Origin of the sequence: Paenalcaligenes sp. Me131 (assembly GCF_050487225.1) — a bacterium.
Lineage (GTDB): Bacteria > Pseudomonadota > Gammaproteobacteria > Burkholderiales > Burkholderiaceae_B > Paenalcaligenes.
In genome coordinates, this window is the sequence record NZ_JBKQGY010000001.1 from 780045 (window position 1) to 806339 (window position 26295).

Annotated in this window: 24 protein-coding genes; 15 read left to right on the forward strand and 9 right to left on the reverse strand. The window is 49.8% G+C overall.

Features of this window, described 5'->3' with window-relative positions; all coding sequences use genetic code 11:
* Positions 1-161 precede the first annotated feature (161 nt).
* The 7 genes from map to ACLPHM_RS03725 all read left to right on the forward strand — a co-directional run bounded on the left by map (position 162) and on the right by ACLPHM_RS03725 (position 6666).
* Positions 162-974: a type I methionyl aminopeptidase gene (gene map / locus ACLPHM_RS03695; protein ID WP_430219923.1), complete on the forward strand. Its 813-nt coding sequence runs from the start codon at positions 162-164 to the stop codon at positions 972-974.
* Positions 975-981: 7 nt separating this feature from the next.
* Positions 982-3540, forward strand: coding sequence for a [protein-PII] uridylyltransferase (locus ACLPHM_RS03700; protein WP_430219924.1), 2559 nt, complete (start codon positions 982-984; stop codon positions 3538-3540).
* A gap of 19 nt (positions 3541-3559) precedes the next feature.
* Positions 3560-4261, forward strand: a complete 702-nt coding sequence (locus ACLPHM_RS03705; protein WP_430219925.1) for a MarC family protein — start codon at positions 3560-3562, stop codon at positions 4259-4261.
* Positions 4262-4287: 26 nt separating this feature from the next.
* Positions 4288-4785 carry a disulfide bond formation protein B gene (locus ACLPHM_RS03710; protein ID WP_430219926.1) on the forward strand — a complete coding sequence of 166 codons (498 nt, stop codon included), beginning with the start codon at positions 4288-4290 and terminating at the stop codon, positions 4783-4785.
* A 171-nt stretch (positions 4786-4956) separates the two neighbouring features.
* Positions 4957-5094 carry a hypothetical protein gene (locus ACLPHM_RS03715; RefSeq protein WP_168246865.1) on the forward strand — a complete coding sequence of 46 codons (138 nt, stop codon included), beginning with the start codon at positions 4957-4959 and terminating at the stop codon, positions 5092-5094.
* Positions 5095-5140: 46 nt separating this feature from the next.
* The gene (locus ACLPHM_RS03720) at positions 5141-5830 is read left to right on the forward strand and encodes a MarC family NAAT transporter (RefSeq protein WP_430219927.1); all 690 of its coding nucleotides are present in this window, start codon (positions 5141-5143) and stop codon (positions 5828-5830) included.
* A gap of 266 nt (positions 5831-6096) precedes the next feature.
* Positions 6097-6666 (forward strand): GNAT family N-acetyltransferase, encoded by a 570-nt coding sequence (locus ACLPHM_RS03725; protein WP_430219928.1) that lies wholly within the window; start codon positions 6097-6099, stop codon positions 6664-6666.
* A gap of 172 nt (positions 6667-6838) precedes the next feature.
* On the opposite strand, the gene ACLPHM_RS03730 is transcribed toward ACLPHM_RS03725, so the two are convergent.
* A complete protein-coding gene (locus tag ACLPHM_RS03730) occupies positions 6839-7213 on the reverse strand; it encodes a hypothetical protein (protein WP_430219929.1) in 375 nt (124 codons plus the stop codon).
* 227 nt (positions 7214-7440) lie between these two features.
* Positions 7441-8970 (reverse strand): MFS transporter, encoded by a 1530-nt coding sequence (locus ACLPHM_RS03735; RefSeq protein WP_430219930.1) that lies wholly within the window; start codon positions 8968-8970, stop codon positions 7441-7443.
* A gap of 157 nt (positions 8971-9127) precedes the next feature.
* On the opposite strand from ACLPHM_RS03735, the gene ACLPHM_RS03740 reads away from it, so the two are divergent.
* A complete protein-coding gene (locus ACLPHM_RS03740; RefSeq protein ID WP_430220743.1) occupies positions 9128-10048 on the forward strand; it encodes a LysR family transcriptional regulator in 921 nt (306 codons plus the stop codon).
* Positions 10049-10056: 8 nt separating this feature from the next.
* On the opposite strand, the gene ACLPHM_RS03745 is transcribed toward ACLPHM_RS03740, so the two are convergent.
* Positions 10057-10683 (reverse strand): LysE family translocator, encoded by a 627-nt coding sequence (locus tag ACLPHM_RS03745; protein WP_430219931.1) that lies wholly within the window; start codon positions 10681-10683, stop codon positions 10057-10059.
* Positions 10684-10799: 116 nt separating this feature from the next.
* Here ACLPHM_RS03745 and ACLPHM_RS03750 point away from each other — a divergent pair, with 116 nt between their 5' ends.
* Both ACLPHM_RS03750 and ACLPHM_RS03755 read left to right on the forward strand, forming a co-directional pair.
* Positions 10800-11252, forward strand: coding sequence for an Lrp/AsnC family transcriptional regulator (locus ACLPHM_RS03750; protein WP_135863419.1), 453 nt, complete (start codon positions 10800-10802; stop codon positions 11250-11252).
* 233 nt (positions 11253-11485) lie between these two features.
* Positions 11486-12565 carry an acyltransferase family protein gene (locus ACLPHM_RS03755; RefSeq protein ID WP_430219932.1) on the forward strand — a complete coding sequence of 360 codons (1080 nt, stop codon included), beginning with the start codon at positions 11486-11488 and terminating at the stop codon, positions 12563-12565.
* A gap of 52 nt (positions 12566-12617) precedes the next feature.
* Here ACLPHM_RS03755 and ACLPHM_RS03760 read toward each other — a convergent pair whose 3' ends face one another.
* A complete protein-coding gene (locus tag ACLPHM_RS03760) occupies positions 12618-13502 on the reverse strand; it encodes a LysR substrate-binding domain-containing protein (protein WP_430219933.1) in 885 nt (294 codons plus the stop codon).
* Between the two features lie 114 nt (positions 13503-13616).
* On the opposite strand from ACLPHM_RS03760, the gene ACLPHM_RS03765 reads away from it, so the two are divergent.
* Entirely contained in the window at positions 13617-14240 is a 624-nt protein-coding gene (locus tag ACLPHM_RS03765) for a glutathione S-transferase family protein (RefSeq protein WP_430219934.1), read from the forward strand.
* A 138-nt stretch (positions 14241-14378) separates the two neighbouring features.
* Entirely contained in the window at positions 14379-15935 is a 1557-nt protein-coding gene (locus ACLPHM_RS03770; protein WP_430219935.1) for a phospholipase D family protein, read from the forward strand.
* A gap of 137 nt (positions 15936-16072) precedes the next feature.
* On the opposite strand, the gene ACLPHM_RS03775 is transcribed toward ACLPHM_RS03770, so the two are convergent.
* The 5 genes from ACLPHM_RS03775 to ACLPHM_RS03795 form a co-directional block, all read right to left on the reverse strand.
* The gene (locus ACLPHM_RS03775) at positions 16073-17596 is read right to left on the reverse strand and encodes a tripartite tricarboxylate transporter permease (protein WP_430219936.1); all 1524 of its coding nucleotides are present in this window, start codon (positions 17594-17596) and stop codon (positions 16073-16075) included.
* Positions 17593-18030 carry a tripartite tricarboxylate transporter TctB family protein gene (locus ACLPHM_RS03780; RefSeq protein ID WP_430220745.1) on the reverse strand — a complete coding sequence of 146 codons (438 nt, stop codon included), beginning with the start codon at positions 18028-18030 and terminating at the stop codon, positions 17593-17595. Before ACLPHM_RS03780 ends, ACLPHM_RS03775 begins: the two co-directional genes overlap by 4 nt.
* A gap of 94 nt (positions 18031-18124) precedes the next feature.
* Positions 18125-19078: a Bug family tripartite tricarboxylate transporter substrate binding protein gene (locus ACLPHM_RS03785; protein WP_430220746.1), complete on the reverse strand. Its 954-nt coding sequence runs from the start codon at positions 19076-19078 to the stop codon at positions 18125-18127.
* 155 nt (positions 19079-19233) lie between these two features.
* Positions 19234-20646, reverse strand: a complete 1413-nt coding sequence (locus ACLPHM_RS03790; protein WP_430219937.1) for a sensor histidine kinase — start codon at positions 20644-20646, stop codon at positions 19234-19236.
* Between the two features lie 33 nt (positions 20647-20679).
* Positions 20680-21363, reverse strand: coding sequence for a response regulator (locus ACLPHM_RS03795; RefSeq protein WP_430219938.1), 684 nt, complete (start codon positions 21361-21363; stop codon positions 20680-20682).
* 286 nt (positions 21364-21649) lie between these two features.
* Between ACLPHM_RS03795 and ACLPHM_RS03800 the strand changes: the two genes are divergently transcribed.
* From ACLPHM_RS03800 to ACLPHM_RS03810, 3 genes are all read left to right on the forward strand, one after another.
* Positions 21650-23734 (forward strand): serine hydrolase domain-containing protein, encoded by a 2085-nt coding sequence (locus ACLPHM_RS03800; RefSeq protein ID WP_430219939.1) that lies wholly within the window; start codon positions 21650-21652, stop codon positions 23732-23734.
* Between the two features lie 254 nt (positions 23735-23988).
* Positions 23989-25707, forward strand: coding sequence for a thiamine pyrophosphate-dependent enzyme (locus tag ACLPHM_RS03805; RefSeq protein WP_430219940.1), 1719 nt, complete (start codon positions 23989-23991; stop codon positions 25705-25707).
* A 148-nt stretch (positions 25708-25855) separates the two neighbouring features.
* Positions 25856-26284 (forward strand): hypothetical protein, encoded by a 429-nt coding sequence (locus ACLPHM_RS03810; protein ID WP_430219941.1) that lies wholly within the window; start codon positions 25856-25858, stop codon positions 26282-26284.
* Positions 26285-26295 lie beyond the last annotated feature (11 nt).

Genomic DNA, 26295 nt, shown 5'->3' on the forward strand with positions numbered 1-26295 from the left:
AGACACCCCGAGACAAATGGGCACGCGATTTACATAAATAAAAGTCTTACCTGTTGCCGCCGCAAGACTCTCTCAAAAGCTATACAATAAGTAAAGACTAGTGGCGAAATACGGGTAAGTCCGTAATTTTACTATTTTTAAACGCTTTAATTCAAGTCATCATGAGTATTATTGTTTCCGATCCCGCTGATTTAGATAAAATGCGCGCTGCCTGCCAGGCCGCAGCAGCCACCTTGGACTTCCTAGGTACACACGTACGTGCTGGCATTACTACGGCTGAATTGGACGCGCTCTGCAAGGACTTCATCACCAATACCCTGCATGTAGAGTCAGCTACCGTGGGTTACGCCCCTCCGGGCTATCCGCCCTTCCCTGGCGCGATTTGCACCTCTGTTAACCACGTTATTTGTCACGGCATCCCCGGCGATAAAGCGTTGAAAAACGGCGACATACTGAATATTGACGTCACGGTTATCAAAGACGGTTGGTTTGGTGACACAAGCCGTATGTATTACATTGGCGAGCCTTCCATTTTGGCAAAACGCCTCGTAGAAACCACGTATGAGTGTATGTGGTTAGGGATTGACATGGTCAAACCCGGCATCCGTTTGGGCGATATTGGCCATGTGATTCAACAGCACGCTGAGTCTAAAAACTACTCTGTAGTGCGTGAATATTGTGGTCACGGTATTGGTCAAAAATTCCACCAAGACCCACAAGTGTTGCATTACGGCAAACCTGGTACGGGTGTAGAACTGAAACCCGGCATGATTTTCACCATTGAGCCCATGATTAACGCTGGTCGTCGCGATATTCGCACACTGCCTGACCAATGGACAGTCGTGACGCGTGACCGCAGCCTATCAGCACAATGGGAACACAGCATTCTGGTGACTGACACCGGTTACGAAGTGTTGACCATTTCACCTGACATGCCGGCTCCACCAGCCTTTGTAAAAGGCCACCAAGCCTAAGTAGATTATGGCTATTGCTGCCATACGCTTGCGTCATCAACAACGACGACGTAAAGCCATAGAACGGTTTCAGCGCAATCATCGCGCTGAGCCGTTGCTGCGCCGATTAAGCCAAATCGCCGATCAAACTCTTAAAAAACTTTTTGCACGAGCAGCTCTTCCTGAAGAGTGCGCGGTCTGTGCAGTGGGCGGTTACGGCCGTAAAGAGCTGTACCCCGAATCCGATCTCGATATTCTTATACTACTGCCCAGCACGCCCACCCCCAGCATGGCCGCTGGCGTTGAGCAATTGATTGCCTCGCTATGGGACACCGGCCTTAAAGCGGCCCATGCCGTGCGCACAATCGCACAATGCGTCAGCGAAGCACGCACAGATATCACCACCCAAACATCACTCTTAGATGCACGCTGGGTTTGTGGCTCGACACCTCTGGTCAACGAACTACGGCAACAACTGCATGATGCACTCAACCCCCAAGCCTTCTTTTTGGCTAAACGGGCTGAAATGCGTCAACGTCACCTACGCTATCAGGGCACGGCTTACGCGTTAGAGCCCAACTGCAAAGAATCGCCTGGCGCCTTACGTGACTTACAAGTGCTGTTTTGGGTAGCTAAAGCAGCAGGCTTAGGTGACACCTGGTCAGACATTGCGCACTCCGGTTTGCTTGATGACTCCGAACTGCGTGCTATTAAACGAGTCAGTACGGCCTTTATGCGGCTGCGTGTAGAGCTGCATCTGCTTTGCGAGCGCCGCGAAGACAGACTGCTCTTTGATTTACAACCCCGCTTAGCCACGCTGTATGGTTTTCAAGATACGGATGGGCGTTTAGCCAGCGAAGTGCTGATGCAGCGCTATTACTGGGCTGCTCGCGTGGTTTCGCAGTTGAACCTTATCTTCATGCAAGAGCTGGAAGAACATCTACTTCCCGCTCCCAACGCACTGCCTCAGTTTTTGGATAATGATTTCGAGATACTGAACCACCGTTTGCACTTACGTGAACCAGAGTTGCTACCACAGCAGCCTGCTTTGCTGTTTCGCAGCTTCTTGCATCTACAACAGCAACCTCAGTTGCAGGGCATGACGGCCTCTACGCTGCGAGCAATTTGGCACCACCGTCGGCTAATAGACGAGCGCTTCCGCAGCCAGCCCAAACACCGCCAGCTATTTATACAGATTTTGCAGCAACCTCGTGGGGTGCTACATGCCCTGCGATTGATGACGATGCTGAATATTCTGCCACGCTATCTGCCACCTTTTAGGCGTATCGTCGGGCAAATGCAGCATGACCTGTTCCACACCTATACGGTGGATCAGCATACGCTGATGGTGGTACGCAATCTGCGTCGCTTTACTATGGCTGACCATGCCAACGAACACCCCTTGGCTGCCGAACTCGCTACCGATTTTCAAGACTATTGGGTGCTCTACATTGCAGCGCTTTTTCATGACATTGCCAAAGGGCGTGGCGGCAATCACTCTGAACTAGGTGCTGAAGACGCACTGCTGTTTTGTCATGAGCATGGGCTAACCGAAGAGCAAACCACCTTGGTCGTATTTTTGGTGCGAGAGCACCTACAAATGTCGCTGGTGGCACAAAAACGCGATATTTACGATCCCGCTGTAGTCCAAGAATTTGCTAGCCACTTACCCAACATGCACACGCTGGATGCGCTGTATATGTTGACCATTGCAGATATTAAAGGCACTAACCCTAATATCTGGAATACGTGGAAGGCCAAGCTGTTAGATGATCTGTATCACCTCACGCATAAAGCCTTACGCCACCAAAATACGTTACCTGCTGGCAGTTTCCTTGCCCAACGCAAACAAGCCGCGCAGAATCAATTACTGGAACGCGGTATAGCGCTAGAAGCCGTGCAACGTTTTTGGAGTGTCTTGGATACGGATTATTTTCTACGGCACGACAGCGAAGATATTATTTGGCACAGTCATGAACTATGCCCCATTTGGGAACAAGCCAATTTTGCTTACGCATCGGTACACGCATTGGGCAATGACCACCTACATCAAGTCATGGTCTACGCTCCCGACCGCTCAGATTTATTCATGCAGTTGTGTCAGTTTTTCGACCAAAACGGCTTAGGTATTCAAGACGCTCGTATCTACACCACACAGCATCACTGGGCCTTAGATACCTTTGTGATTGAAGTGCCTGCCGAAACCGCGCAGCAAGCGAGTTTTGCGCAACGCCTCAAACACAGCTTAGAGCATTGGTTGCAGCAAACCCCTACTACTGAAGAACCAGAGCCTACCGATTACATTGCGCCCTACGAAGCGCAGGCCAGAGCCTTCCCCATTACCCCAACTTTCGAGCTGAGCTTGCACGGTAATCACCTCTGGAAACTAACAATAGTCACAAGCGATCGCAAAGGGCTGTTGTATAGTCTCGCTAAAGTTTTTGTCAGCAATGGTATCAATTTAAAATCTGCCAAAATCATGACGCTAGGCTTACGGGTAGAAGACAGCTTTTTGCTCTACAGCGAACACTTGCAACACCAAACACACTTCAAGAATTTCGAGCGACAACTCGCCGAAACGCTTTAATCATCAGGGTTTTACGTAAATGACCGATTCAGTCTTATGGTTGGATTTTGGCAGAAGCTTTCTGTTTACCATTGCTACCCTGCTACCCATGCTTAACCCACCGGCGGCGGCTCCTATCTTCTTAACATTGACTGAAGGGGCCTCAACACCTGCACGTAACGAATTAGCCAAACGCGTATGCGTCAACATCTTTATTATGCTTGCCATCGCTCTGGTCGCTGGTAACTTGGTGCTGGACTTGTTTGGTATTTCATTGCCCATCATCCGTATAGGCGGCGGGCTGCTGGTTATTGTCACCGCCTGGAATCTAGTGGTTGCGACTGACCCAGATACTAGCCACGCACAAGATATGGTAGAGCAATACTCTTTTGAGAAAGTGCGCTCCAAAGCCTTTTACCCCCTGACCTTCCCCATGCTGTGTGGACCAGGCTCAATTTCTGCCGCCTTGACCGTGGGGGTGACACTGCACGACTCCACCACCGTACTAACCGCCAGTAAGTTAACCGGCTCAATCACAGCCATCGCTGCTGCGGCCATAATCGTATACATGTGCTTACGTTTTGCTTCGCAGTTTCTTTATAAGCTAGGCACCACCGGCACTGCGGTACTCATGCGTCTATCTGCATTCATCCTACTTTGCTTGGGTGTGCAAATTGTGTGGGACGGCGTGCATGATCTGGTGTTAAATCTGCTTATTGAAGCTGCCAAAGCTACCCAGTAACCCTTCCGCCTTTTCTTGATTCAATCATGAACAATACCTCTACTAAACTCCTGTTCCTACTTTCTGGGCTGTGTTTCTTGGCACTGGCTGTAGCGCTGGTTTCTCAACATATGTTTGGCATGCGCCCTTGCGCGTGGTGCGTGCTACAACGACTCATGCTCATTGCCGTAGGCGTAGGCTGCTTAGTTGCTGGCATCGCCGCAAAACTCCGTATTAACGTTATCGCTAAACTGCTGACGCTGCTGAGTGCCTTGCTGGCAGCAAGCGGCATTTGGGCAGCCTGGCACCAGTACAGCGTGGCGTCGTTGAGTTTTTCTTGTGATCAAACCTTGGCAGACCGCATCATGACGCAATCTGGTTTGGAAAGCCAATTCCCATCACTGTTCGGTATTTACGCCACCTGCATGGATGCTCGTGTAGAACTGCTGGGCATAGAGTACGCACTCTGGGGAATGGGGCTATTTGCCGTTTGCGTGCTTGCTTTGCTCTATGTCTTGTTCAAAAAACCAGCACGCACTTTCTAAGCTGCACGTCTAGCTACACTGCTCACACTCAGCCCTCACTCCGCAGAATGAGGGCTTTTTCATACCCAACCGATCCCGCACACAGGTTACCTGCAGTCACGCACATGCATGACCCATCACCTACAAATCACCTATACTGGAGCCAGAACTCAACTCTGCTTAGGTGAAAAAATGGATATTGATAACTTTGACTTTGAACTAGACGAAGAGACCGAAAAAAAGCTCAATCAGAAACACCAAGAGTTCATTGAAAACCAGGAAGAAATAGAGCCTAGCAATGATTGTGAGGGTGGTGCTTGCATCATCTAAGCACGCTGCGACACCTTTTCTTTGACTATTTTCTACCTGCTTACTTATGGATCAACTGATAGAGCTATTCACCGTCGTCGGGCTTGGCCTCACCCTCATGCTTCCCCTGGCCAACCCGTTAACCTCCATGACATTGCTGCTATCGCTAGGCCGTCATATACCCCTTCAAGAACGTAACAAGCAAATCAATCAAGCTGCTATTTATGTAGTTATGATTATGCTGGTGACGTATTTTGCAGGGCAATGGGTGATGCATTCATTTGGGATTTCCATCCCCGGCTTGCGTATTGCGGGTGGCTTGATTGTGGCCTTTATTGGCTTCACCATGCTGTTCCCCACGCAAGGTACCAATGACATGCCTGAAGCCGAGGCGAATGCCGATGCCTTAGCGCAACGTAAAACCGTCAATATTGCCTTTGTACCCTTAGCACTACCCGGTACGGCAGGCCCTGGCACTATTGCATTTATTATCAGTGCCACCGCTACAGTGCAGTCTGATGCTGTGCACTACAGCACGCTGACATTAACGCTAGCCCCTATCATCGTGTCTATACTCTTAGGGGTATTGTTCTGGGTATGTTTACGCAGCGCCAACAGCATCAATAAGTTCTTGGGTGAAGGCGGTGTGCAAGCGGTTGCCCGTGTGATGGGCTTTTTACTAGTCTGCATGGGCGTCCAGTTTGTGATCAACGGCATACTGGAAATTATTACGCAACATGGTGCACCAGTAATCTAAGCGTTTAATACGCTAGCTACTAGCTGTTATCAACTAAAAACGGGGTCAGATAATATCATCTGACCCCGTTTTGTATGATGTCATCAGGATCAAAACCCCTTGGTAACCAATGCCTATATCGTCCGTTTGAATTCTTCTAAATGTATAGTGAGATACCCTGAGCTCGGGAACTGGCACAGCTATTTCGACATACAGTTTCTAAAAAGATCTGCCGTACGATGACGGTATAGTTGACCAAATTTCACCAAACTTCTTTCTATTGCTACATGGACACTTTCCAAGACGTGCCTCAACACCCACCACTCTCTTTTCTTTCTGTTTTACCCTGCTCTGATGGCTCTATTTGCATTCGTACTATGCAAGACAGCGATGCTGAGGCTTATGCTGCGGGCACTGAAGATATATCAGTCAAACGTTTTGCCCACTTACCCTTAGACCACTACACACCAGAGATTGTGCGCGACATGATTCAAGGCGTGATTACAGAAGGTTTACAAGCTGGTTTTTTGGCCGTGCTGAGTATTGCTGACGCCAACAATGATGAGTTTCTGGGCAGCATGGTGTTCTTTGATATCACCGCCACAGATGCCGAAATAGGTTACTGGGTGTCCCCCAATCATCGTGGTCGTAAAGTATCTAAACATGCCCTACTATTGGCGATGGAAATTTCCCGGCAGTTGGGCTTAACGCATTTACGTGCACGCACCGTCGTAGATAACCCTGCATCAGCCTATGCGCTAACAACAGTAGGCTTCGCTCAGCAAGGTGAGCCTATTGCTGAAACCGCGCCCTCCGGTAAGACAGAAATGAGCGTCAAATACCAAATAGCGCTATAGCTTTTGTTGGCCATTTGTAGGGAAGTACTGCGTGCCAAGGTGGAATACACCGAACACATACTCCATCAAGCACGGCGCTGTGCAATAACAGGCTTTTTTATTCTTAATTAAAACAAATAAAAAAGCGCATAAATTGAAAATAATTTATGCGCTTCTAATTATTTTCAATTATTTATTTTTTCAAACCTTTCACACCGTTCAGCAGCAAGCCCAAACCCAGTGCCAACGACAAACCCATCAAGAACATGTAGATCAAGTGGCTGCCTGTATCACTTTGGTTCGCAGCGCTAATAGCTTGAGCCATTTCGCCTGCCGAGCTAGCACCGCCAGAACGTGCATTCATCATGGCGATAAAACCCACACTGGTTTTGCACTGACCTATCAAAGCATCTGCGCTGTTACCGTAGTTAGCTAATACTTGTTTTTCACAATTTGCTTGTTCAGCAGCACTGATACCGGAATCTTGGCTTTTCCAGTAAATCAATGCGCTCAACACCAACAGAATAACCCCTAGTATCAGCGAGGTTTTTGGACTTAGTTTTTTCATTCTAGCTTCCCACTCTATATTCTATTTTTAATTAATTGCTATTAACTAAAACTTTGTTTGATAAATTTTGAGCAGGGATTATAAACCAGCCATATTGGAAAAATTACCGATAAAAGGTTCAAATTTGAAACACCTATTTCAAATTGAAACAAAACATAAACAAGCTCATCATACAGAGCCAAAGTAGGCTGTCACGAGCCTTCGCACTTCTTCACAGCAACTTACGACTACACTCGCTCTGCTGCTACCGTTGACTCACTACCTTGACCTCGTAATAACAAAAACACGGTGATGGCAACACACACAGCCAGCCCAGCCAACGCATACAATACATGCACAAAGGACTCTGCATAGCTATGCGCCAAAGCGGCCTCAGCACCGGGCAATAACTCAGCTGCCGCGCGTAGCTCTCCCAGTGCGGCAAGGCCTGCCCCTTTAATCACTGCCTCTGCTGGCAACGCACCTACGTCCAAGACCAAACTCTGCTGTATCAACGTGGCCAACAACACGCTGACCACTGCAATGGCTACGCCATCCGCCGACACACGCACGGTATTAAAGATACCTGTCGCCATACCGACCCTATCGGCGTTCACTACACTGACGGCCATCGCATCCATTAAGCCCCACGGCAAACCAATGCCTATGCCGATTAGCAATAAAGGCAGTTGCACCTGATGCGCCCCCTCTGCAGCAAACGCTTGTGCTAACCACAACAAGCCCATCGCCACGATAATCAACCCGGCTCCGGATAGGGCCCCCGGCGTAAACCAACGGGTCAACATTGCTGCAATGACGGGAACCACCAGCAAAGGGGCCGCCAACCACACCATCATCTGACCAGCTTGCAAGGCACTGTAGCCATCAATACCAATGAACCTGCCTGGTAACACCACAATCAAGGCTATAAACAAAAATGCAGGGGATGCTGCCAAAGCTTGCACGCCCACAAAAGACGGCTGTTTGAAAAAGCTCAGATCCAACATGGGCTTGGTGACTTTTTTCTCTATGACAACAAAGACAGAGAACACGACCACCGAGGCCACCAAGGCGCTGATGACCGTCGTATCCCACCAGCCTTTTTCGGGAATCAACAGCATGCCGTACGTGAACAAACCCAACGCCAAGGTAAAGCTGATCGCCCCCGGCCAGTCTAATGCACCACTGGTGTTTTCATGCGTGGTAGAGGTGCTCACCATCACCATCACCATCGCTATACTCACCAGCCCTACTGCGCCGGTCACATAAAACACGCCCTGCCAATTGCTGATCTCTACAATCCAGCCTGCTACCCACGGGCCGAATGCCAACCCCAAGCCAAAGGTGGTGCCTAATAAGCTAAAAGCTCTGGCACGTGCCTGCCCTTCAAACAGCGGTGCTAAAGACGTCATGGCCGCAGCAAAAGCAGCCGCACCACCTAACCCCTGCAACAAACGCAGAATATCAATCCAAAACACTGATGGCATGAAAGGGATGGCAAAGGTTACGGCGCAAAACCAGCCTAAGCCCAACAACCAAATACGTCGACGCCCATAAATATCCGTCAAACTACCTGAGACCATCACCGCGCCACCATAACTCAGGATGTACGCGTTCATAATCCAACTAAGCTGGGTCGCAGTTCCGCCTAGGTCTGCACTAATTGACGGCAGTACAACTGCTGGCCCGGTGAAACATAAAGGAATAAGCAGCCCAGTCAAACAGGCTGCTGCCAATTGAAGCCAACGCATGGACGATGGCTGTGAAAAATGAGACATGGTTTCTCTACTGTAAAAATCACGTAGCACGGAACACAACTGCCGTTACACGCACTACTAAAGCAAGATCAGTAGCTTACGATCAAAAATAGCCAAGAAAAATATGCTAGAGTAATCAACACTTCGGACCAATTTATCTTAAATAGAATCGCATATGATCGATAACTTGGGCGGTATGGGGGTATTTGTACGTGTCGCAGAACGACTAGGGTTTTCTGCGGTTGCCCGTGAACTGGGGTTATCGCCCTCGGCCGTAGGCAAAGCGATTGCCCGACTAGAAGAACGATTAGGCGTACGTTTATTTCACCGCAGCACGCGTACCTTAGCCTTAACCGCCGATGGCGAGCGGTTTCTTGAACGCTGCTTGCGAATTTTGGCTGAAGTAGAAGCTGCTGAGTTAGAAATGTCCAATGCCAGCGAAACCCCGCATGGCAAATTACGTGTCAGCCTGCCCAAATACAGCGGCTTATTCCAACCCGCTATTGCCAGTTTTATGCAGCGCTACCCAGCCGTAGAACTGGACTTGGATTTTTCGGACCACATCGTTGATGTGATTGGTGATGGGTTTGATGCGGCGGTACGCACAGGCAAACTCACCGACTCTAGTTTAAAACGCCGCAAAATTGGCGCACTACAGCGTGTGTTAGTGGGGGCACCGGCCTACTTTGAAACACATGGCCACCCACAACAACCGGCAGATTTACTGACTCATACCTGCTTGCATTACCGCTTTCCTACCAATGGCAGGCTAGAACCTTGGCCCTTACCAACGAATGACGAAGAGGAAGCCATAGAACTGCCGCGCTCATTCGTGTGCAATAGCATAGAAATGCGCATCCATTTGACCTTAAATGGCCAAGGCATAGCTTGCTTGCCAGACTTTAGTGTGGCGGAGTATGTGCAGCAAGGGCTGCTACAAACCATCTTAGAAGACTGCACCCAAAACGCTATTCCTATCTGGATAGTATGGCCATCTAGCCGAGATTTATCCCCTAAGTTACGCGCTTTTATTGATTGTTTAGGGGAAACCAGTCTAGGTATCAACAAGGGTGCAATGGGGCACAGCAGTGCCCGTTAACTCGCTGATTAGCTGTGCTGCACCACCAACTCAACCAACAACGCCCCCGCAATCGCCATCATACAAAAGCCCGACAATTGGCTAACCCGTTGGGCCATTTCAGGTCGCGTTTGCAATACCGCTTGTGAGCTATAGCCCACCAGTAAATACACAGCACCACAACTCACTAGGTGAATCCCACCTAAGGTCAGCATTTGTACCGATAACGGCCACGAGCTGGCTGGGTCTGCAAACTGCGGAAACAACGCTAAAAACAGTAGGAACACCTTGGGATTCAAACCGCTTACCCCTATGCCTTTGACAATCCACTGCATGCTGCGGTCTGGCGCATTACTGAACTCCGCCAGTGGTGACACCGGGTGGCGAATCATCCCTACCCCCAACCACAGCAAATACCCTGCTCCCACCAGCGTAACCGCATCTAGCGCATAAGGGATATCGGCCACAACCGCCCCCACCCCTGCCGCCACCAAACCCGTCACCGCCAAGTGGCCTAACAACATCCCACTCACTGCAGGAGCGACCACCGTCTTACCCCGTATACCCGCCGAAATAGCATAAGCCCAGTCCATACCAGGCACAATCACCAACAAAAACGACACCAGCCAAAACGACGCCAAAATGCTGAACGACACGCTAACCTCTATTGATTAAACATACTCAAAAATCAATAGGAAGAATATCCCCAATCCATTAGAATATGCTTTCAAATAAAGACCATATGAGGTCTATTTTTGGAAGAAAATTGCAAATGGATGACTTTGACAAGAAGATTCTTGCTGAACTTCAATCTGATGGTCGTTTAACCATCACCGAACTGGCTGAACGGGTAGGTTTAAGCCTGTCTCCCTGCCACCGTCGCTTGAAGGCATTAGAGCAATCTGGCGCTATACGAGACTACCGCGCACAGTTGAATCCTCTTGCCTTAGGGTTAGGATTTTCAGCTGTCGTATTTGTGACCATGCGCGATGGTAACCAAGAAAACATCAACCGTTTTGAAGCCGCCGTTATCGACATTCCGCAGATCATTGAAGCCAAGCGCTTGTTTGGTGACCCCGACTATATGCTGCAGATTGTCGTGAAAGATCTAGAGGCCTACCAAGTACTGTATGACCGCCAACTTTCTGCCATGCCGGGAGTGCAACGGTTAACGTCTACGTTGGTGATGAAGAATCTAGTGCAGAATCGGGAATTGCCGCTGTAAGCGGCATAAGAAATGGCCCACAGATGTGGGCCATTTTTCCTATAGTAAATACGATTTACTGCTCTCTGAGACTCTAGCGCGATGCTGCGTTCCATCGCCTGCTCTCATCGCAACTACCCACTACGCAGTGTGTGTGCCAAGAAATTGTCACAAGACCTTAGATAATTTTACTTAGTAGCCTCATACCTTTCTTGTTACCGTGTAATGAAGAACGCAGCAAAAAGGTGTACCCGTTGTCCTCCCCTACGATCAGCAACACAGACTCGCTAGTACTGGATTATGTGAAGGCATTAGGCATTATTGCGGTGGTAATAGGTCACTACCCCGGTGACCCATTTACCTTTCTAAAGCCCTATGTCTACCATATGCCGCTGTTTTTCTTCTTAGGCGGCTTGTTACTTAATACCCGCCGAAGCGTAGCGTCGCACGCGCTGGGCATTGTAAGAAAGCACTTGTTTTACATTGCCGCCGTCTATGTATTGATCGCGCTAGTCTTTGCCATCCTGCACCAGCTTTACCCCATCGCCTATACCAGCATGTGGCGTGGGAATTTGCTGGATTCGGTGCTGTACCCTATAGAGCAAAGCTTTCACGGCGGCAGCTATTTTTTCGTGGGGTGGTTTTTATTTACCTACGCGATTGTGTCACTACTGTGTTTTATCGTCGTAAGTGCCGTAGCGAAAGTGATCACCGCCCCCATCCCCTTATACGCAACCATCTTACTTATCGCGTTGTTCAGCGGCTATGCAGGGATGGATTATGTGGCCGATGTTTATCAAAGCTCGAAGGTGTTTTACTTCAATTTGCTTGCGCAAATCTTGGTAGGTTCTTCATTTTTCTTACTGGGCTATGTAGGCAAAAACCTGATAATGAAACACAGCGGTGTATACGCATTTGTAGCCGCTTTTGTGCTGCTTTACCTGATGTCTCAATACGATGTACTAGAGCCTTTAGTGATTGCCTGGAGTAAGTACAACGTGGGCTTTGTGTACCAAACGCTAACGGCTTTAGCGGGTATTGTGGCCGTGTTTTCTGTGGCAAAAGTCATTGCACACTACGAACACATTCCCCTACTAAAACGCATAGGGCAGCACTCTAAACCCATCATGTCGTATCACATACTGGCCTTTGTGTTACTCGACATTGTGTTTTCATGGTTTGGTCTATGGGATCTGCACAAAACCAAAGCCCTGAACCATTACTACAGCGAATTTACTTGGCCACTCTACATAGGCTTGGGCATCGCTATCCCTATGGTATTGCATACCCTGTTTGCGCATGCCAAACGCAAGGTGCCGACTCTGGCTATGTAGCCGGTAAACGTATTATCGGCCGTATAGCAGCCTGTTGCCCGGCAAGCAGGGATCATATCGTTGCCGCTTCGGCAGAAACCCACTCAATAAAGGCTTGTACCTCTGCGCGTTTTGCTGCACCTGGACGCGTCACAATGTAATAAGCAAATCGTGCAGGCCACGGTTTATCTAGCACCTGCAGCAATCTACCCACTTTGATTTCTTCGCGGGCGTAAGCTTCTGGAATCAAGGCTATACCTTGCCCTGCTTCGGCTGCTCGTATGAGCAAATAGTCATCCTCAAACACACCGCCAGATCGCGTATGCTCATCAACATCCACGCCATGTGCACGCAGCCACAATGACCAATCGGCACGATCCACATCGTGCAGCAGCGGATAATCCAAACAGTCTGCAGGCTCTTGTATGCTTCGCCCTTGTAGCAAGCTAGCTGCTGCCACAGGCACTAACACCGGAGCCATTAAAGGCAGCACATCCAACTCTGGATAGTCGCCCAACCCATGTCGCAGCGCGATGTCTACGCGATCTTTGCGCATATCAACGAGATCTGAGCCAGTTTCTACCCGCACTTCAATATGCGGATACTGTTGCGTAAAGCGCCCCAGTCGCGGCACTAGCCACGATGCCGCAAACGCAGCCACCGTACTAATGGTGAGTGTTTTGGTGCTGGCGTGCGCCGCTACCATATCCATTGCCCTATCAACTTGTGAGAACGCGTCATTCAGCATGGGGTACAGCTTTTCACCCATATAGGTAAGCCGCATGCCTAAACGCTCACGTTGCAATAGCTCGGTATTCAAGCGCTCTTCCAGTAAGCGCATTTGCTGGCTCACCGCACCCGGTGTCACATGTAGTGCCTCGGCTGCACCTTTGATGCTGCCCTGTTTGGCGACTTCCACAAACGTACGTAGCGCCTGCAAAGGTGGCATCACACTCATTTTAGTTTTCCTAAACTCTAAAGTTAGTATAAATCGCTTTATTTACGAGCTAATAACGGCCGAAAATTGCCTAACTTAAGCCCTATTCTACCTTTAGAAAATTCAAAGACTGTTATGTTACATCTTTACACCGATAGCTCGCCTAATGGCTTCAAAATCACCATTGTTTTAGAAGAGTTAGGCATGCCCTACAGCTTGCACCACATTCGTATCGAAGAAGGCGAGCACCGTCAGCCCGCGTTTTTAGCGCTGAACCCACATGGCCGTATTCCTGTGCTCAAAGACGACGACACCGGCGTGGTGCTGTTTGAGTCTGCTGCGATTTTGCTCTATCTTGCGGAGCGAACAGGCAAACTGTTGCCCAGCGATCTACAACAACGCTGGGAAGCCATTAAATGGCTGCAATTTCATGCCTCCAGTGTAGGGCCCATTATTGGCCAACGTGTGTATTTCGAGTTATTTGATAGCACACCCAACCCCGCCGCCATTGAGCGCTATCAACGCCTGACAAACCAGCTTTTTGGAGTACTGGATCAACAACTGGCACAACACCCTTATTTAGCCGGTGAGCACTACTCTATTGCCGATATTGCTCATTTTGGCTGGTCGCATATCGCACGCATTATTAATATGGATTTCAGCCACCACACACACCTCACTGCATGGCATGAACGTATTGCCGCGCGGCCTGCCGTACAAAAAGGGGTGACTGTGCCAGAGCCAGCCACCGGCGCGTAACTATTTTTCTCTATCTTCGCGACTTGAGCCATTTTTTAGTAGACTGAGACGGCGCCACCGTTCGGTAGGCGTCGTCTACGGCTTGTACGCTGATGCGCGAGCTCACACGTCACGCTACTCTCATATTGCTGAATCATTATGGCCAGACCGGGATACTTCTCACCGCGCAATGCGTTGTTGCTGCTTTCTGCGGGGATTTTGTCTGCCTGCCATTTACCCGCCACACCAGATAAAACGGTATCAGAAGCCTGCCTACAACACGATACCCACGACACGCTGCTGGGAAAAAGTGTGCAGCCACAAGTAGCACAACATCCGCTACTGTCCGGTGTGGTGCCGCTGCCTGATGCGCTAGACGCTTTTGCAGCACGCATATTAATGATCTCGACGGCGCAACGTAGCGTGGATGTGCAGTATTACATTTGGCGGGATGACATTACGGGCAACTTGCTTTTGCATGCGTTGCATGAAGCGGCCAAACGCAATGTGCGCGTACGCCTGCTCATTGATGACAACGGCACCAGTGGTTTAGACGAAAAGCTGGCGTTGCTAAATGCTGAAGCCAATGTGGAAGTCCGGCTGTTTAATCCCTTCCCATTCCGTACCTTTAAACAGTTAGGTTTCTTAACCGATTTCAGTCGTCTCAATAGACGCATGCATAACAAGTCGCTCACCGTGGATGGTCAAGCTACCATCGTAGGTGGGCGCAATATTGGGGATGAATATTTTGGCGCGACGCAAGACGTAGCCTTTGCCGATTTAGATGTCATGGTGGTAGGCCCCGTTGTCGATGAGGTCGCTACGGATTTTGACCGTTACTGGAACCATCAAGCAGCCTACCCGATTGAGTTATTGGTAGACACACCCGACCAGAAAACGGCTGAGGCGCTGCTTTCAGAAGAGCGCAATGCTTCACGCATACCCCAAGCCCAAGCATATGTAGAAAACATTGCTACCTCTACCTTTGTCGAAAACCTCTTGGCCGGCCAGTTAGCGTTTCAGTGGGTGCCTGTCACCATGGTTAGCGATGACCCAGACAAGGTACTGGGCAAAGCACAACCTACCTCTTTGTTGATGCCCAGACTATTAGAAATTCTGGGGGAACCCACGCAATCCATCGATTTAGTATCGCCCTACTTTGTTCCGACTCAACAAGGGGTTGAGGCATTTTCCGCCCTCACCAAACAAGGTGTGCGCTTACGTATTCTCACCAATGCAATGGAGGCCACCGACGTACTAGCGGTACACGCAGGCTATGCCAAATATCGGCTGCCCTTGCTGCAGCAAGGCGTAGAGCTGTTTGAAATGCGTAGAGAGGGTGACCCGGAACGGGCCAAAGAAAAGGCGGGGCCCTTTGGTAGTTCGGGTTCTAGCCTGCACGCCAAAACCTTTGCCGTAGATGGTAAGCGTGCATTTGTGGGGTCTTTTAATTTCGACCCTCGTTCTGCTGTGCTAAATACCGAGCTAGGTTTTGTGATTGAAAGCGAGGACATCGCTCAATCCATCACCAGTGCCTTCGACCATGTTGTTCCTTACTACGCGTATAAGTTAGCGCTGGCAGAAAACAATGATGTGGTGTGGATTAGCCAAAGCTCTCAAGGTACACATACCCAAACCACGGAACCGTCTTCGTCGTTTTGGAAGCGTTTATACGTGGGCTTTCTGTCTTGGCTACCCATAGAATCTCTGCTCTAAGTAGCTGCACAGCACATCACTGCTATTGCCTCATGCACAACGGCCTAGACAATCACGCTGTCTAGGCCGTTTACGCTTGTAGCAAGATGATTAACGTTCGTGCGTTTATCGTGTCTGTACTACCTTAGGCACGTTTATTACGCCTCACTTTTTTTAGCTTTACGATGCGCAAAGTATCGCAACACCATAGGCCCTACACTCACCAAGATAGCAGCTACCCACAAACCTATAGAAACAGGGCTACTAAACAAGATACCCACATCACCATCTGTGATGGACAAGGCGCGACGTAAGTTTTGTTCCATCATGTTGCCTAACACTACTCCTAGCACCATAGGTGCCATAGGTACGTCCAGCTTACGTAGGAAGTAACCAATCACGCCTATACCAACCACCATGCCCAAGTCAAAGACTGTGCCATTTAGCGCATACACACCTATGTAGCTAATGGCTAAGACACCTGGTACTAACAAACGAGGAGGAATGGAAAGCATTGCTGCAAACACACGCACCATGGGTACGTTCATCATAAATAACATGACGTTAGCCACCATCAAAGAAGCAATCAGCCCCCAAACAATTTGAGGTTGTGCTTCAAACAGAATGGGACCTGGGGTAATGTTGTAGAGGGTAAGCGCCCCCATCATCACCGCAGTCGTTCCTGAGCCTGGCACGCCTAACGTCAACATAGGAATAAAGGAGCCTGTCGCCGCACTGTTGTTAGCAGACTCTGGCGCAGCCAAGCCTCGCATATCCCCTTTGCCAAAACACGCATTCGGGTCTTTGCCTTCGATGTACTTTTTCTCGTTAGCATACGCGACGGCAGATGCCACACTCGCCCCTGCACCGGGTAAAATCCCAATAAAGAACCCCATCAAGCCACCACGTATGGTGCTCCACCATGTAAAGGCCAACTCTTTCAAGTTAAAGAGTTTACGTTTGCTCTTAGGCACTTCTATAGACAACCCACCAAGCAGGTTTTCCAGCATTTGCATCATCTCAGCGACGGCAAACAAACCAATCACGACCACCACAAAGTCGATGCCATCCGCAAGGTTAGGAATATCAAAGCTATAGCGGTACACACCCGAGTTAGCATCCACCCCTACCGTAGAAATGAACAACCCTAACATGGCTGCCAAAATCCCTTTCACCGGCTCATCACCCAACAAACTGGTCAACGCGCAAAAGGCAAACACCATCAGTACAAAGTACTCGGCAGGCCCAAACGCCACCGCCCAATTCGCCAACAACGGCGCCAATAATACAATGCCAAAAATCGCAATTGCCGACCCAATAAAAGATGCAAACGCCGACAACGATAACGCTACGCTCGCCATCCCTTTACGTGCCAACGGGTAACCATCTAACGTAGTCATCACCGCAGCGGCTTCACCTGGTACGTTAATCAGAATAGAGGTAATACGGCCACCATACTCAGCCCCTACGTACACCGCAGCCAGCAAAATCAACGCGGACTCTGGCGGTAGTTTCATGGCGAAAGCAATGGGCACCAACATGGCTACACCATTAATAGGCCCTAAACCGGGCAACACGCCAACAATCGTGCCAATGAACGAACCTATGGCTGCCACCAGCAGATTCAGGCCTGAAAATGCCACCCCAAACCCTATGCCCAGATAGGTCAAAGTATCACTCATAGCCACTCTCCTAAGATGCCATGCGGCAGGACCACATCCAAGGCCAAGTCAAACAATAAAAACAGCCCTATACCCATGCCCACGCCACCCATAACAGCTTGCTTCCATGAGGCACCAAACAATCGCCCCACACAGATCGCCATCAGTGCGGTTGCAACGATAAAACCCAACCATTGAAACAACCAGGCATAACCAGCCAGCACACCTACCATCACCACAATACGGGCAGTCGCGCCAGATGGGTTAGGAGCAACCTCACCGCCGCCTTTGAGTATGAGCCTCAACCCGCACAGCGCAATAATGAACGCCAGCAACAAGGGAAAAGCTTTGGGGCCTACCGGCTCATAGGAAAACGGTGGTTCCAAGTCATAGCCAAAAGCCGTAATCAGGGCGGCAAAAACCAGCGCGCTCACACCTAGCACGCGATTATTCAGCGTCATCATGAAGTCTCCTGAATCTCCTGCATCAAAACAGGCAGGAAAAAGATACCCGGTAACCAATTACCGGGCTAAAGAGGGGATCAAAGCCTTATTTTTTGATCAGGCCAAAGGAGTCAGCGAGTTCTCGATACTCTACGACTCTGTCTTTCACATACGAATCCAACTCAGCACCGGTCATGTTGAACGGAAACAACCCTTGCTGTTGCTGCAACTGAGCGAATTCCGGTGTTTGCATTAATTTATCAAATGCCGCCACCCACCATTGATACTGCTCGTCTGACACTTTAGGCCCTACGTAGAAGCCACGAATAATAGGCCATTCAATATCAAAACCTTGCTCTTGAGCCGTAGGAACTTCGGCCAACGCACCATCTAAGCGTTTGTCGTTGAAGACAGCTAACACGCGTATAGGCGCACCACCCTCCAACATGGTGTAGGCCTCTGCCGCATCACCCATATAGGCTTGAATATGACCGCCGCGCAAAGCAGTCATGGCTTCGCCACCCCCTTCAAACGCCACAAAACGCATTCTGCGGAAGTCCACATCAGCTGCTCGCGCCGTTAAGGCTGCTTTCATCCAATCTTGACCACCTACAGAACCACCTGCCCCTAATACTATTTTGGTGGGATCGGCTTTAAACGCCGCCATCAGCGAGCCCAAATCCTGGAAAGGAGAGTCGTCACGCACGATGGCCACACCATAATCACTACCGATGGACGCTACCCAGCGCACATCGTTTTCGGAATACTTACCAAACTTGCCTTGGGCTAGGTTCAACAATGAGCCACCCGAAAACGCAGTGATGGCATTCGCATCACTGGCACGCTGCGCCACTATATGGTTATATGCCACCGCCCCTACGCCACCAGGCATGTAGATGGTGCGCATAGGCTGATCCAAACCGCCTGTTTCTAGAAAACCATTTACCGCTACTCGGCAGGTCAGATCAAAACCACCCCCGGGTTGTGCGGGAGCAATACATTCAGGCTTAGTAGGTTGTTGAGCCTGTACAGTCATTGCCACACTGCTCAAGCCAATCATGCTGCTCACCAACAGCGTACGAAGCGTAGTGCGTGTCATCATGTCACCTCTCTAAAAAGTCTATCCTTGTTGTAGTACACGCACCTTAACGTAGCGAAGCTTTCACTCACCTTTCAGTTTATGCAGTTTTTGCACACATCAAGGGTATTCCCCAGTTATTTCAGTAATAACGCTGCACCACCAAACCGCAACTCCACCACCAACCCTCTGTTGTTCTCGCCTGTTGTTAAATGCATGGTGGCACGATGAATTTGTGCCGTTGCTTGCACAATCGCCAAACCCAGCCCTGAACCTTGCTGCGCCTTCCCTGCTTCACCACGTCTAAATCTATGCCCTGCTTTGGCCCTATCCGCATCACTCATACCCGGCCCATCGTCTTCTACACGTAAGACGCAATCTTGACCTGTCGTCACCACTGAAACCGTGATCGTTGCCCCCTTGGGGCAATACTTGATGGCATTACTGACCACATTGCTCACCGCTTGTAGCAATAACCACTGCACACCAGCTATGTGTACTGGTGTCTCGGGAAGCTCTAAGCCTAAGTCTTGTTTTTTGGCACGCGCTAGATGCCAAAGCTCATCTACAACCTCTGCTGCGACCTGACATATATCTACCGATTCAAACTGAGCTTTGCTACGTAACTGATCAGCAGCATCATGCACTCTGGACAAGGCCACCAACTGATGCGTCATTTGTACCGTGTTATTTAAACGCGTTTGAATCGCCGCTAGCACCTCTTTCATTTCATCCGTTTTAGCAATAGAGCGAGCAAAGTCCACCTGCGTTAGCAATACCGCCAACGGGGTTTTTAACTGGTGTGAGGCATCATCCAAAAACTGTTGTTGCTCTCTGGATTTCAGGGCGTAACGTTCCATATGCAGATTAATGGTCTGCACCAGTGGACGTACCTCACGAGGCAAACGGGTTTCATCTATAGGCTGCAAGTTATCGGATGATCGCAGCCGTACCGCCTCACTGGTTTTGCGCAACGGCCGCAGCGCCAACAACGTACCACCCAAAATGAGCAGGATAAACAAGATAAGGGTGATGACGTCTTGCACCAGATTTTGCAGCACCACTTTGCTGATAAAGGCATTACGATCACTCACGTTTTCGCCTGCCTGAATAATGATGCGACTGTCTTGAAAAGTATTTAACCGTCCACCTGATTGGGTCACCACGGCCGCGATACGTAAGGGCTCACCCAAATACTCTGCGTTGTAAAACACCGGCTTATTGTTTGCTAATTTTTCAGTGGGCAATGGCATGCCAGCAAAACCAATTTCTGACAAACCATCTTCAGTGACTGCACGAAAATACACCTGGCTACTAATGGTGTATTCCATGAACTCCATCATGTAATAGGACTGCTCCATCGCGAGCCCACCACTGATGGTACGCACATTCGCCTCCATGGATTTCAGCGCGCCCGCTAAAGCCCTATCAAACGCGGCATTCACTTGCTCGGTCAGTTCCACACTGGAAATTACCAAAGAGATGCCCGATATCACCACCGCCGTGGGAATCAAAATAGATAGCAGCGTAGAACGTAAGCTGTTTAACATGCGTCACACTCCCTATGCCTCGCTACCTCACGACTACACCGCCTCATCATCCACCGGCTCCAAGCAATAGCCCACGCCCCGTAAGGTGCTGATCTGCACATCAGAGTGCTGTAGCTTCTTGCGTAGTCTATGAATAAGCACCTCGATGGCTTCGATGTTGATTTCCTCTACATCCTGAGTATTCAAGCGCTCCAGAATGTATTTTTTATTTACGGGCTCACCGCTACGACTGACCAACAACCGCAGCACCTCTGCCTCTCTGGGGGACACAGAAAGCACCACCCCATCCACACTGAATCGCTGCAATGACAAGTCGTACACCAAACTGGCACAGGCCATGCGCGGTTTATCTTTGCCACGGCTGCGCCTAATCAGCGCATTAATACGCGCCACCAGTTCCTCTATTTGAAAAGGCTTAGGTAAAAAGTCGTCAGCCCCACACTCCAAAGTCTCCACACGATCTTGTAAGGAATCTCGGGCAGTGAGAATCAGCACGGGGGTACGATTATCGTTAGCGCGTAAGCGTTGCAACAAGGCTCTGCCATCCAGACTAGGTAAGCCCAAATCCAGCACTAGCGCATCGAACTCTTCTACTTGTAAGCGATGATGGGCCACCAAACCATCATTTGCCCACTCCACCGCGAACCCTTTTTTTTCTAAGCTACGCGTCAGCCATAGCGCCAGATCTGGCTCATCCTCAATCAGTAAAATACGCATGATGCAGATTCAAAAGTCTCTCTTAGGATTTCATTATTAGTTAGCGCTATCATAGCCAACTCACCAAAAACGATATGCACCTTATTGCTTCATTTCTTGACAGAGCCTTGAGCACGATACGGTTTTCACACCGCCTGAAGGCTGCTGTTCTGTGCCCGTTATCTAGTCTTTTCTCGCCTACACACAACGGCAACAATTAGCCCACAGAAGGCCAACAATAGGCACGCATAATGCAGGCTACCTTGGCATTATCCTGCCATGATCTGATCTACACCGAGGATGTTCCATGCTGCAGACCCAGCAACTCAAAACAAAAAAAACCATTCTTCTTGTGGCTCTTTGTGCGGCCTTATCCGGCGCTGCACACGCTCAACCTGTGGCTCACACTGCCACCTTGCAAGACAGTCGCACTACGTTGGCATTCGATCGCTTTGCCAAAACCTTGGCCGAAAACTTGGTACAAAGCTCGGATTACATCAGTGTGCAGTATGCACTCATTGATCTGGATACCATCGTGGTTTCTGGGCAGGTAGGTGAGAACGTAAAACCACTGAATCATGAAACTGTCTATGGCATAGGGTCAGTCAGCAAAATGTTCGCCGCAGCCAGTGTGATGAAACTGGCTGAAACAAATGCGTTGAATCTAGACACACCTATTTATCGTTATTTGCCCGACTTCACCATGGCAGACCCACGGTATAAGCGCATCACAGCCCGTATGTTATTGAACCATTCGGCAGGCTTACGTGGTGACGATTACGTCAACGACGCCTTGATTAGTGGTGATAACTCTACTGACGGCTACGACAACTTTTTAGCCATTCTGTCTACGCAAGAACTGAATGCCGACCCTGGTGCGTACTCGGTGTACTGCAACAGCTGTTTCACCCTGTCCGAAAAGTTGGTGGAACGTGTGAGTGGCAAAAGCTTCACGCAGTACATCACCGACACTTTCCTACGCCCCTTAGGGATGACACACAGTAGCACGCCCGAAAATGCATCGGCCACGGCTGACTATGCCTACTTCAAACCTGAAGACCAGTCCACCTACTGGCCTTGGATACACTACAACGTCATCGCTTCTGGTGGTATCAACTCTACCGCGGAAGACATGGCTTCGTTTGCTCGTGTATTCATGCAAAATGGCGCAGGCATATTGTCTGAAAATTCCTTAGCCCAAATGCAAGCCGCTGAGTATCGTCGCGGCTTATGGCCTGCTGAAGCAGATGATAGCGGCAACTACGGTTTGGGATGGGATAGCGTCAAGCTGTACCCTTTTAACGACCTACGCATGCAAGCACTGGCCAAAGGCGGTGACATCACCTCGCACCATGCCTCACTCGTCGTACTACCACAGCACAACATGGCTGCCGTGGTACTCAGCACAGGTGGCAGCAGCAGCCTCAATCAACAACTGGCCACCAAACTGCTATTGCAAGCGCTGGCGACCAAAGGCATCGCCACGACTACGTTAGTAGAGAAAAACTTTCCCGTATTAGCTGGCGTCATCATGCCTCAACAACTGGCCTCTTACGCGGGGGAATACGCCCATAGCGATGGTCGCTTAACCATCACCATTAGCCAATCTGGCGAACTGAATGTTTATGTGCCTGACACTGATGTACAAAGCTTTCAATACGCCGGCAACCAAGGATTTGTTAGCCCTGACCGCCGCACACGCATAGAGTTTGTAGACGTCGCCAATGGCCGCACCTATTTATGGGTACGCCGCTACAGTACACACCCATTTTTAGGGCAAACAGCCACCTCTGAGTTTCAAGCCCAGAAGCTACAACCCAGCCCATTAAACGCTACCACTAAGGAAGCATGGGCGGCCCGCAATGGTGTGCGCTACTACCCCGTAAAATTGGTTTATAACTCAGAACGTTTTTTGACTGGCTTACCACCTGAAGAAGTACACGTCACTAAAGACTTCGAGGGCTATTGGGGAGCCAAACGCATACGTAATGCCAATAGTGCCATCAGCGAAGTACAAATTCCCGGCCAAGCAGGACGAGAAACACAGCTAGCCACATTTGAAACACGCGACAGTAAAGAGTATCTGCACCTAAACGATGATGTGTTGATCAGCCAGCAATCCATCACCGCCTTAACGCCTGATATACAGCACGTAGAAATTGCCTCCGATGGCTTAGCAACATGGTTTGGCTTGACACCCGCAACCGCTGGCTATGCGCTTCAGATCACTGTGCCAGATAAGGGCGCATACGCTATTTACGATGGTGAGGCCAACAACCTGCACTACAGCGTGGTAGATGGCTCTGCCCCTATCACTCTGCCAGCACAAGGCGCCTTGGTATTGGCTGGGCTACCCGGCACCACATTCCAAATTCGTATGGTCAAAAACTAAGCAAAATCATGCTCTTGCTATACAACGAGGTAAACACATCACTACTTCGTTAGCTTATTAACCACTCCCTGTTTACAGCGCCTGCTGTGTCAGCTCTCTGATCTTCCCTGATGGATTAGAGAGCTGTTTTTTTATTACGTCTAAAGGATAGTAAAGGCCAAGATTGTTTTGCAAATAATCTGACTACAATACAAAGAGTAACTCTGCAGGAAAATTACTTTAGCCGTTTTTAACTGATCAAACAGGAGTCACGCATGTCCCAATCCGTAGCACAAGTTATTGTCGACACTCTGGAACAGGCTGGCGTAAAACGCTGGTACGGCGTTCCAGGTGACACCTTAAATTACATTACTGACGCAATTCGTACCAACAAGAATATGCGTTGGATTCATGTACGGCACGAAGAAGTTGGCGGCTTTGCTGCTGGTGCAGATTCTATGCTCACCGGCGAACTCACTGCCTGCGCTGGCTCATGTGGCCCCGGCAGTTTGCACTTCATCAATGGTTTGATGGAAAGCCATCGTAACCGCGCCCCCGTAGTCTTAATTGCCAGCCAGATTGTTCGCGACGAGCTGGGTTTTGATTTCCCCCAAGAAGTAGATTTCAAATCGGTATACGAAAGCTGCTCGGTATTTTGTGAAGAAATCCGTACACCCGAGCAGGCCCAGCGCTTGACTGTTATGGCAGCTCAGGCCGCCTTGGCGAAACGCGGTGTGGCAGTATTGATTGTGCCAGCCGATGTATCGATGGCTCCGGCTCCTAAAACCCCCTATCACTACACCGTTCATCACGCACAACCCCGTGTATTGCCTTCAGAATCTGAAGTGCAACGTATTGCTGATCTGTTGAATGCCGGTAAGAAAATTGCTATTTACGGCGGTTCTGGCTGCGAACTAGCCCACGATCACGTCATTGCACTGGCTGAAAAACTGCGCGCGCCCGTAGTGCACACCTCGCGCGCTACCGACTTCTTGGCTCACGACAACCCCTTTGATGTAGGGATGGCCGGTATGTTGGGCTACTACGCAGGGGTACATACGCTAGCCAGTTGCGACACGTTGCTACTACTGGGTTGTGACTTTGCATGGCGCCAGTTCTACCCCGAAAACGCCAAAATCATCCAAGTGGATATTGATAACACCCACATTGGTAGACGCCACCCAGTAGACGTGGGTGTAGTGGGAAATATTCCAGATACCCTGCAAGCGTTGCTACCACTGGTCAATGCACGCCAAGACGACACTTTCCTTAAAGCGGCTTTGGATCTCTACACCAAAGACAAAGCTAAAGAAGAAAAACACAACATCGACCAACCCGGCCACCCTATTCACCCACAGTACCTGGTAGAAACCATTGCCAAACATGCGGCCGACGATGCCATCTATACGGCTGATGGTGGTACAGCTATGTTGTGGTGCTTGCGTCATGTACCTTCTACCGGTAAAAACCGCCGCGTGATTTCCTTAACGCATGGCACGATGGCTGGGGCCATGCCGCAAGCATTGGGCGCTAAAGCCGCGTTCCCCGATAGACAGGTCATCTCGCTATCCGGTGACGGTGGCTTGGCCATGCTCATGGGTGATTTGCTCACGGCTATACAAGAGCGCTTGCCCATTAAGGTTTGCATCATTAACAACGGCGCACTGGGCTTTGTTGATCTGGAGCAGAAAGTAGAAGGTCTAATCAGTGCCTTTACTGATCTGCATAACCCCGATTTTGCTAAAGTCGCCGAAGCGATTGGTTTCTGGTCACGCCGCGTAGAAAAAAGTGCTGATGTGGATCAGGCAGTTCGTGACTGGATCAATGAACCCGGCCCCGCGCTGCTGGATGTGGTCACCGATAGATTTGAACTGATCATGCCGCCTCAAGTCGGTGCAGAACAAGTTTTTGGTACCGCTCTGTACTCAGCTAAAGCCATTTTGGCCGGTGAAGGTAAAGACGTCTTAGCGATGGCACGTAATCTGCTGACGTAATTCCTCAGTAGCGCTGTAGCCACAAACGCCGCCTTAAAAAGCGGCGTTTGTGTTTAGTGGTTCAGCCGTCACAGAGATAGCCGTATAAAGTTGTAACGTTCTATACTTGGCACTATATCGTCTCGTCATAAACAAAAACAATAGTGCTTTGACGCTCCCACGCTTCACCCATCTGCTACGTAGCCGCTACTTGTGGCTGCCATTTTTGTTCTGCGCTCTGCTGTTGCGTAGCGCTCTTCCTATGGGTTATATGCCCAGTGCAGAAGCATGGCGAGACGGCACCTTTGAGCTTACCTTCTGTACCGCAGACGGCAGCTACAGTTCGCAACGTTTAGAACAACTATTTGCGGATGAGTTTCCCAGCGACGACACACACCAAGCCCCCGGACATGCTACCTGTCCGGCTTTTCTCGTTCACATAGAATTACTACCCGATGCACTAGACAGTGTTCTAGAGGTCGTCGCAAAAAGTTGGTACAGCTATCCGTGGTTAGCGCGTGCTACCCAAACCGAATACTGTGCGCAGGGCATCTGTGGCCCACCCTTAGGAGCACGAGCCCCACCTGAGTGGACTTGACCGCACTTTTT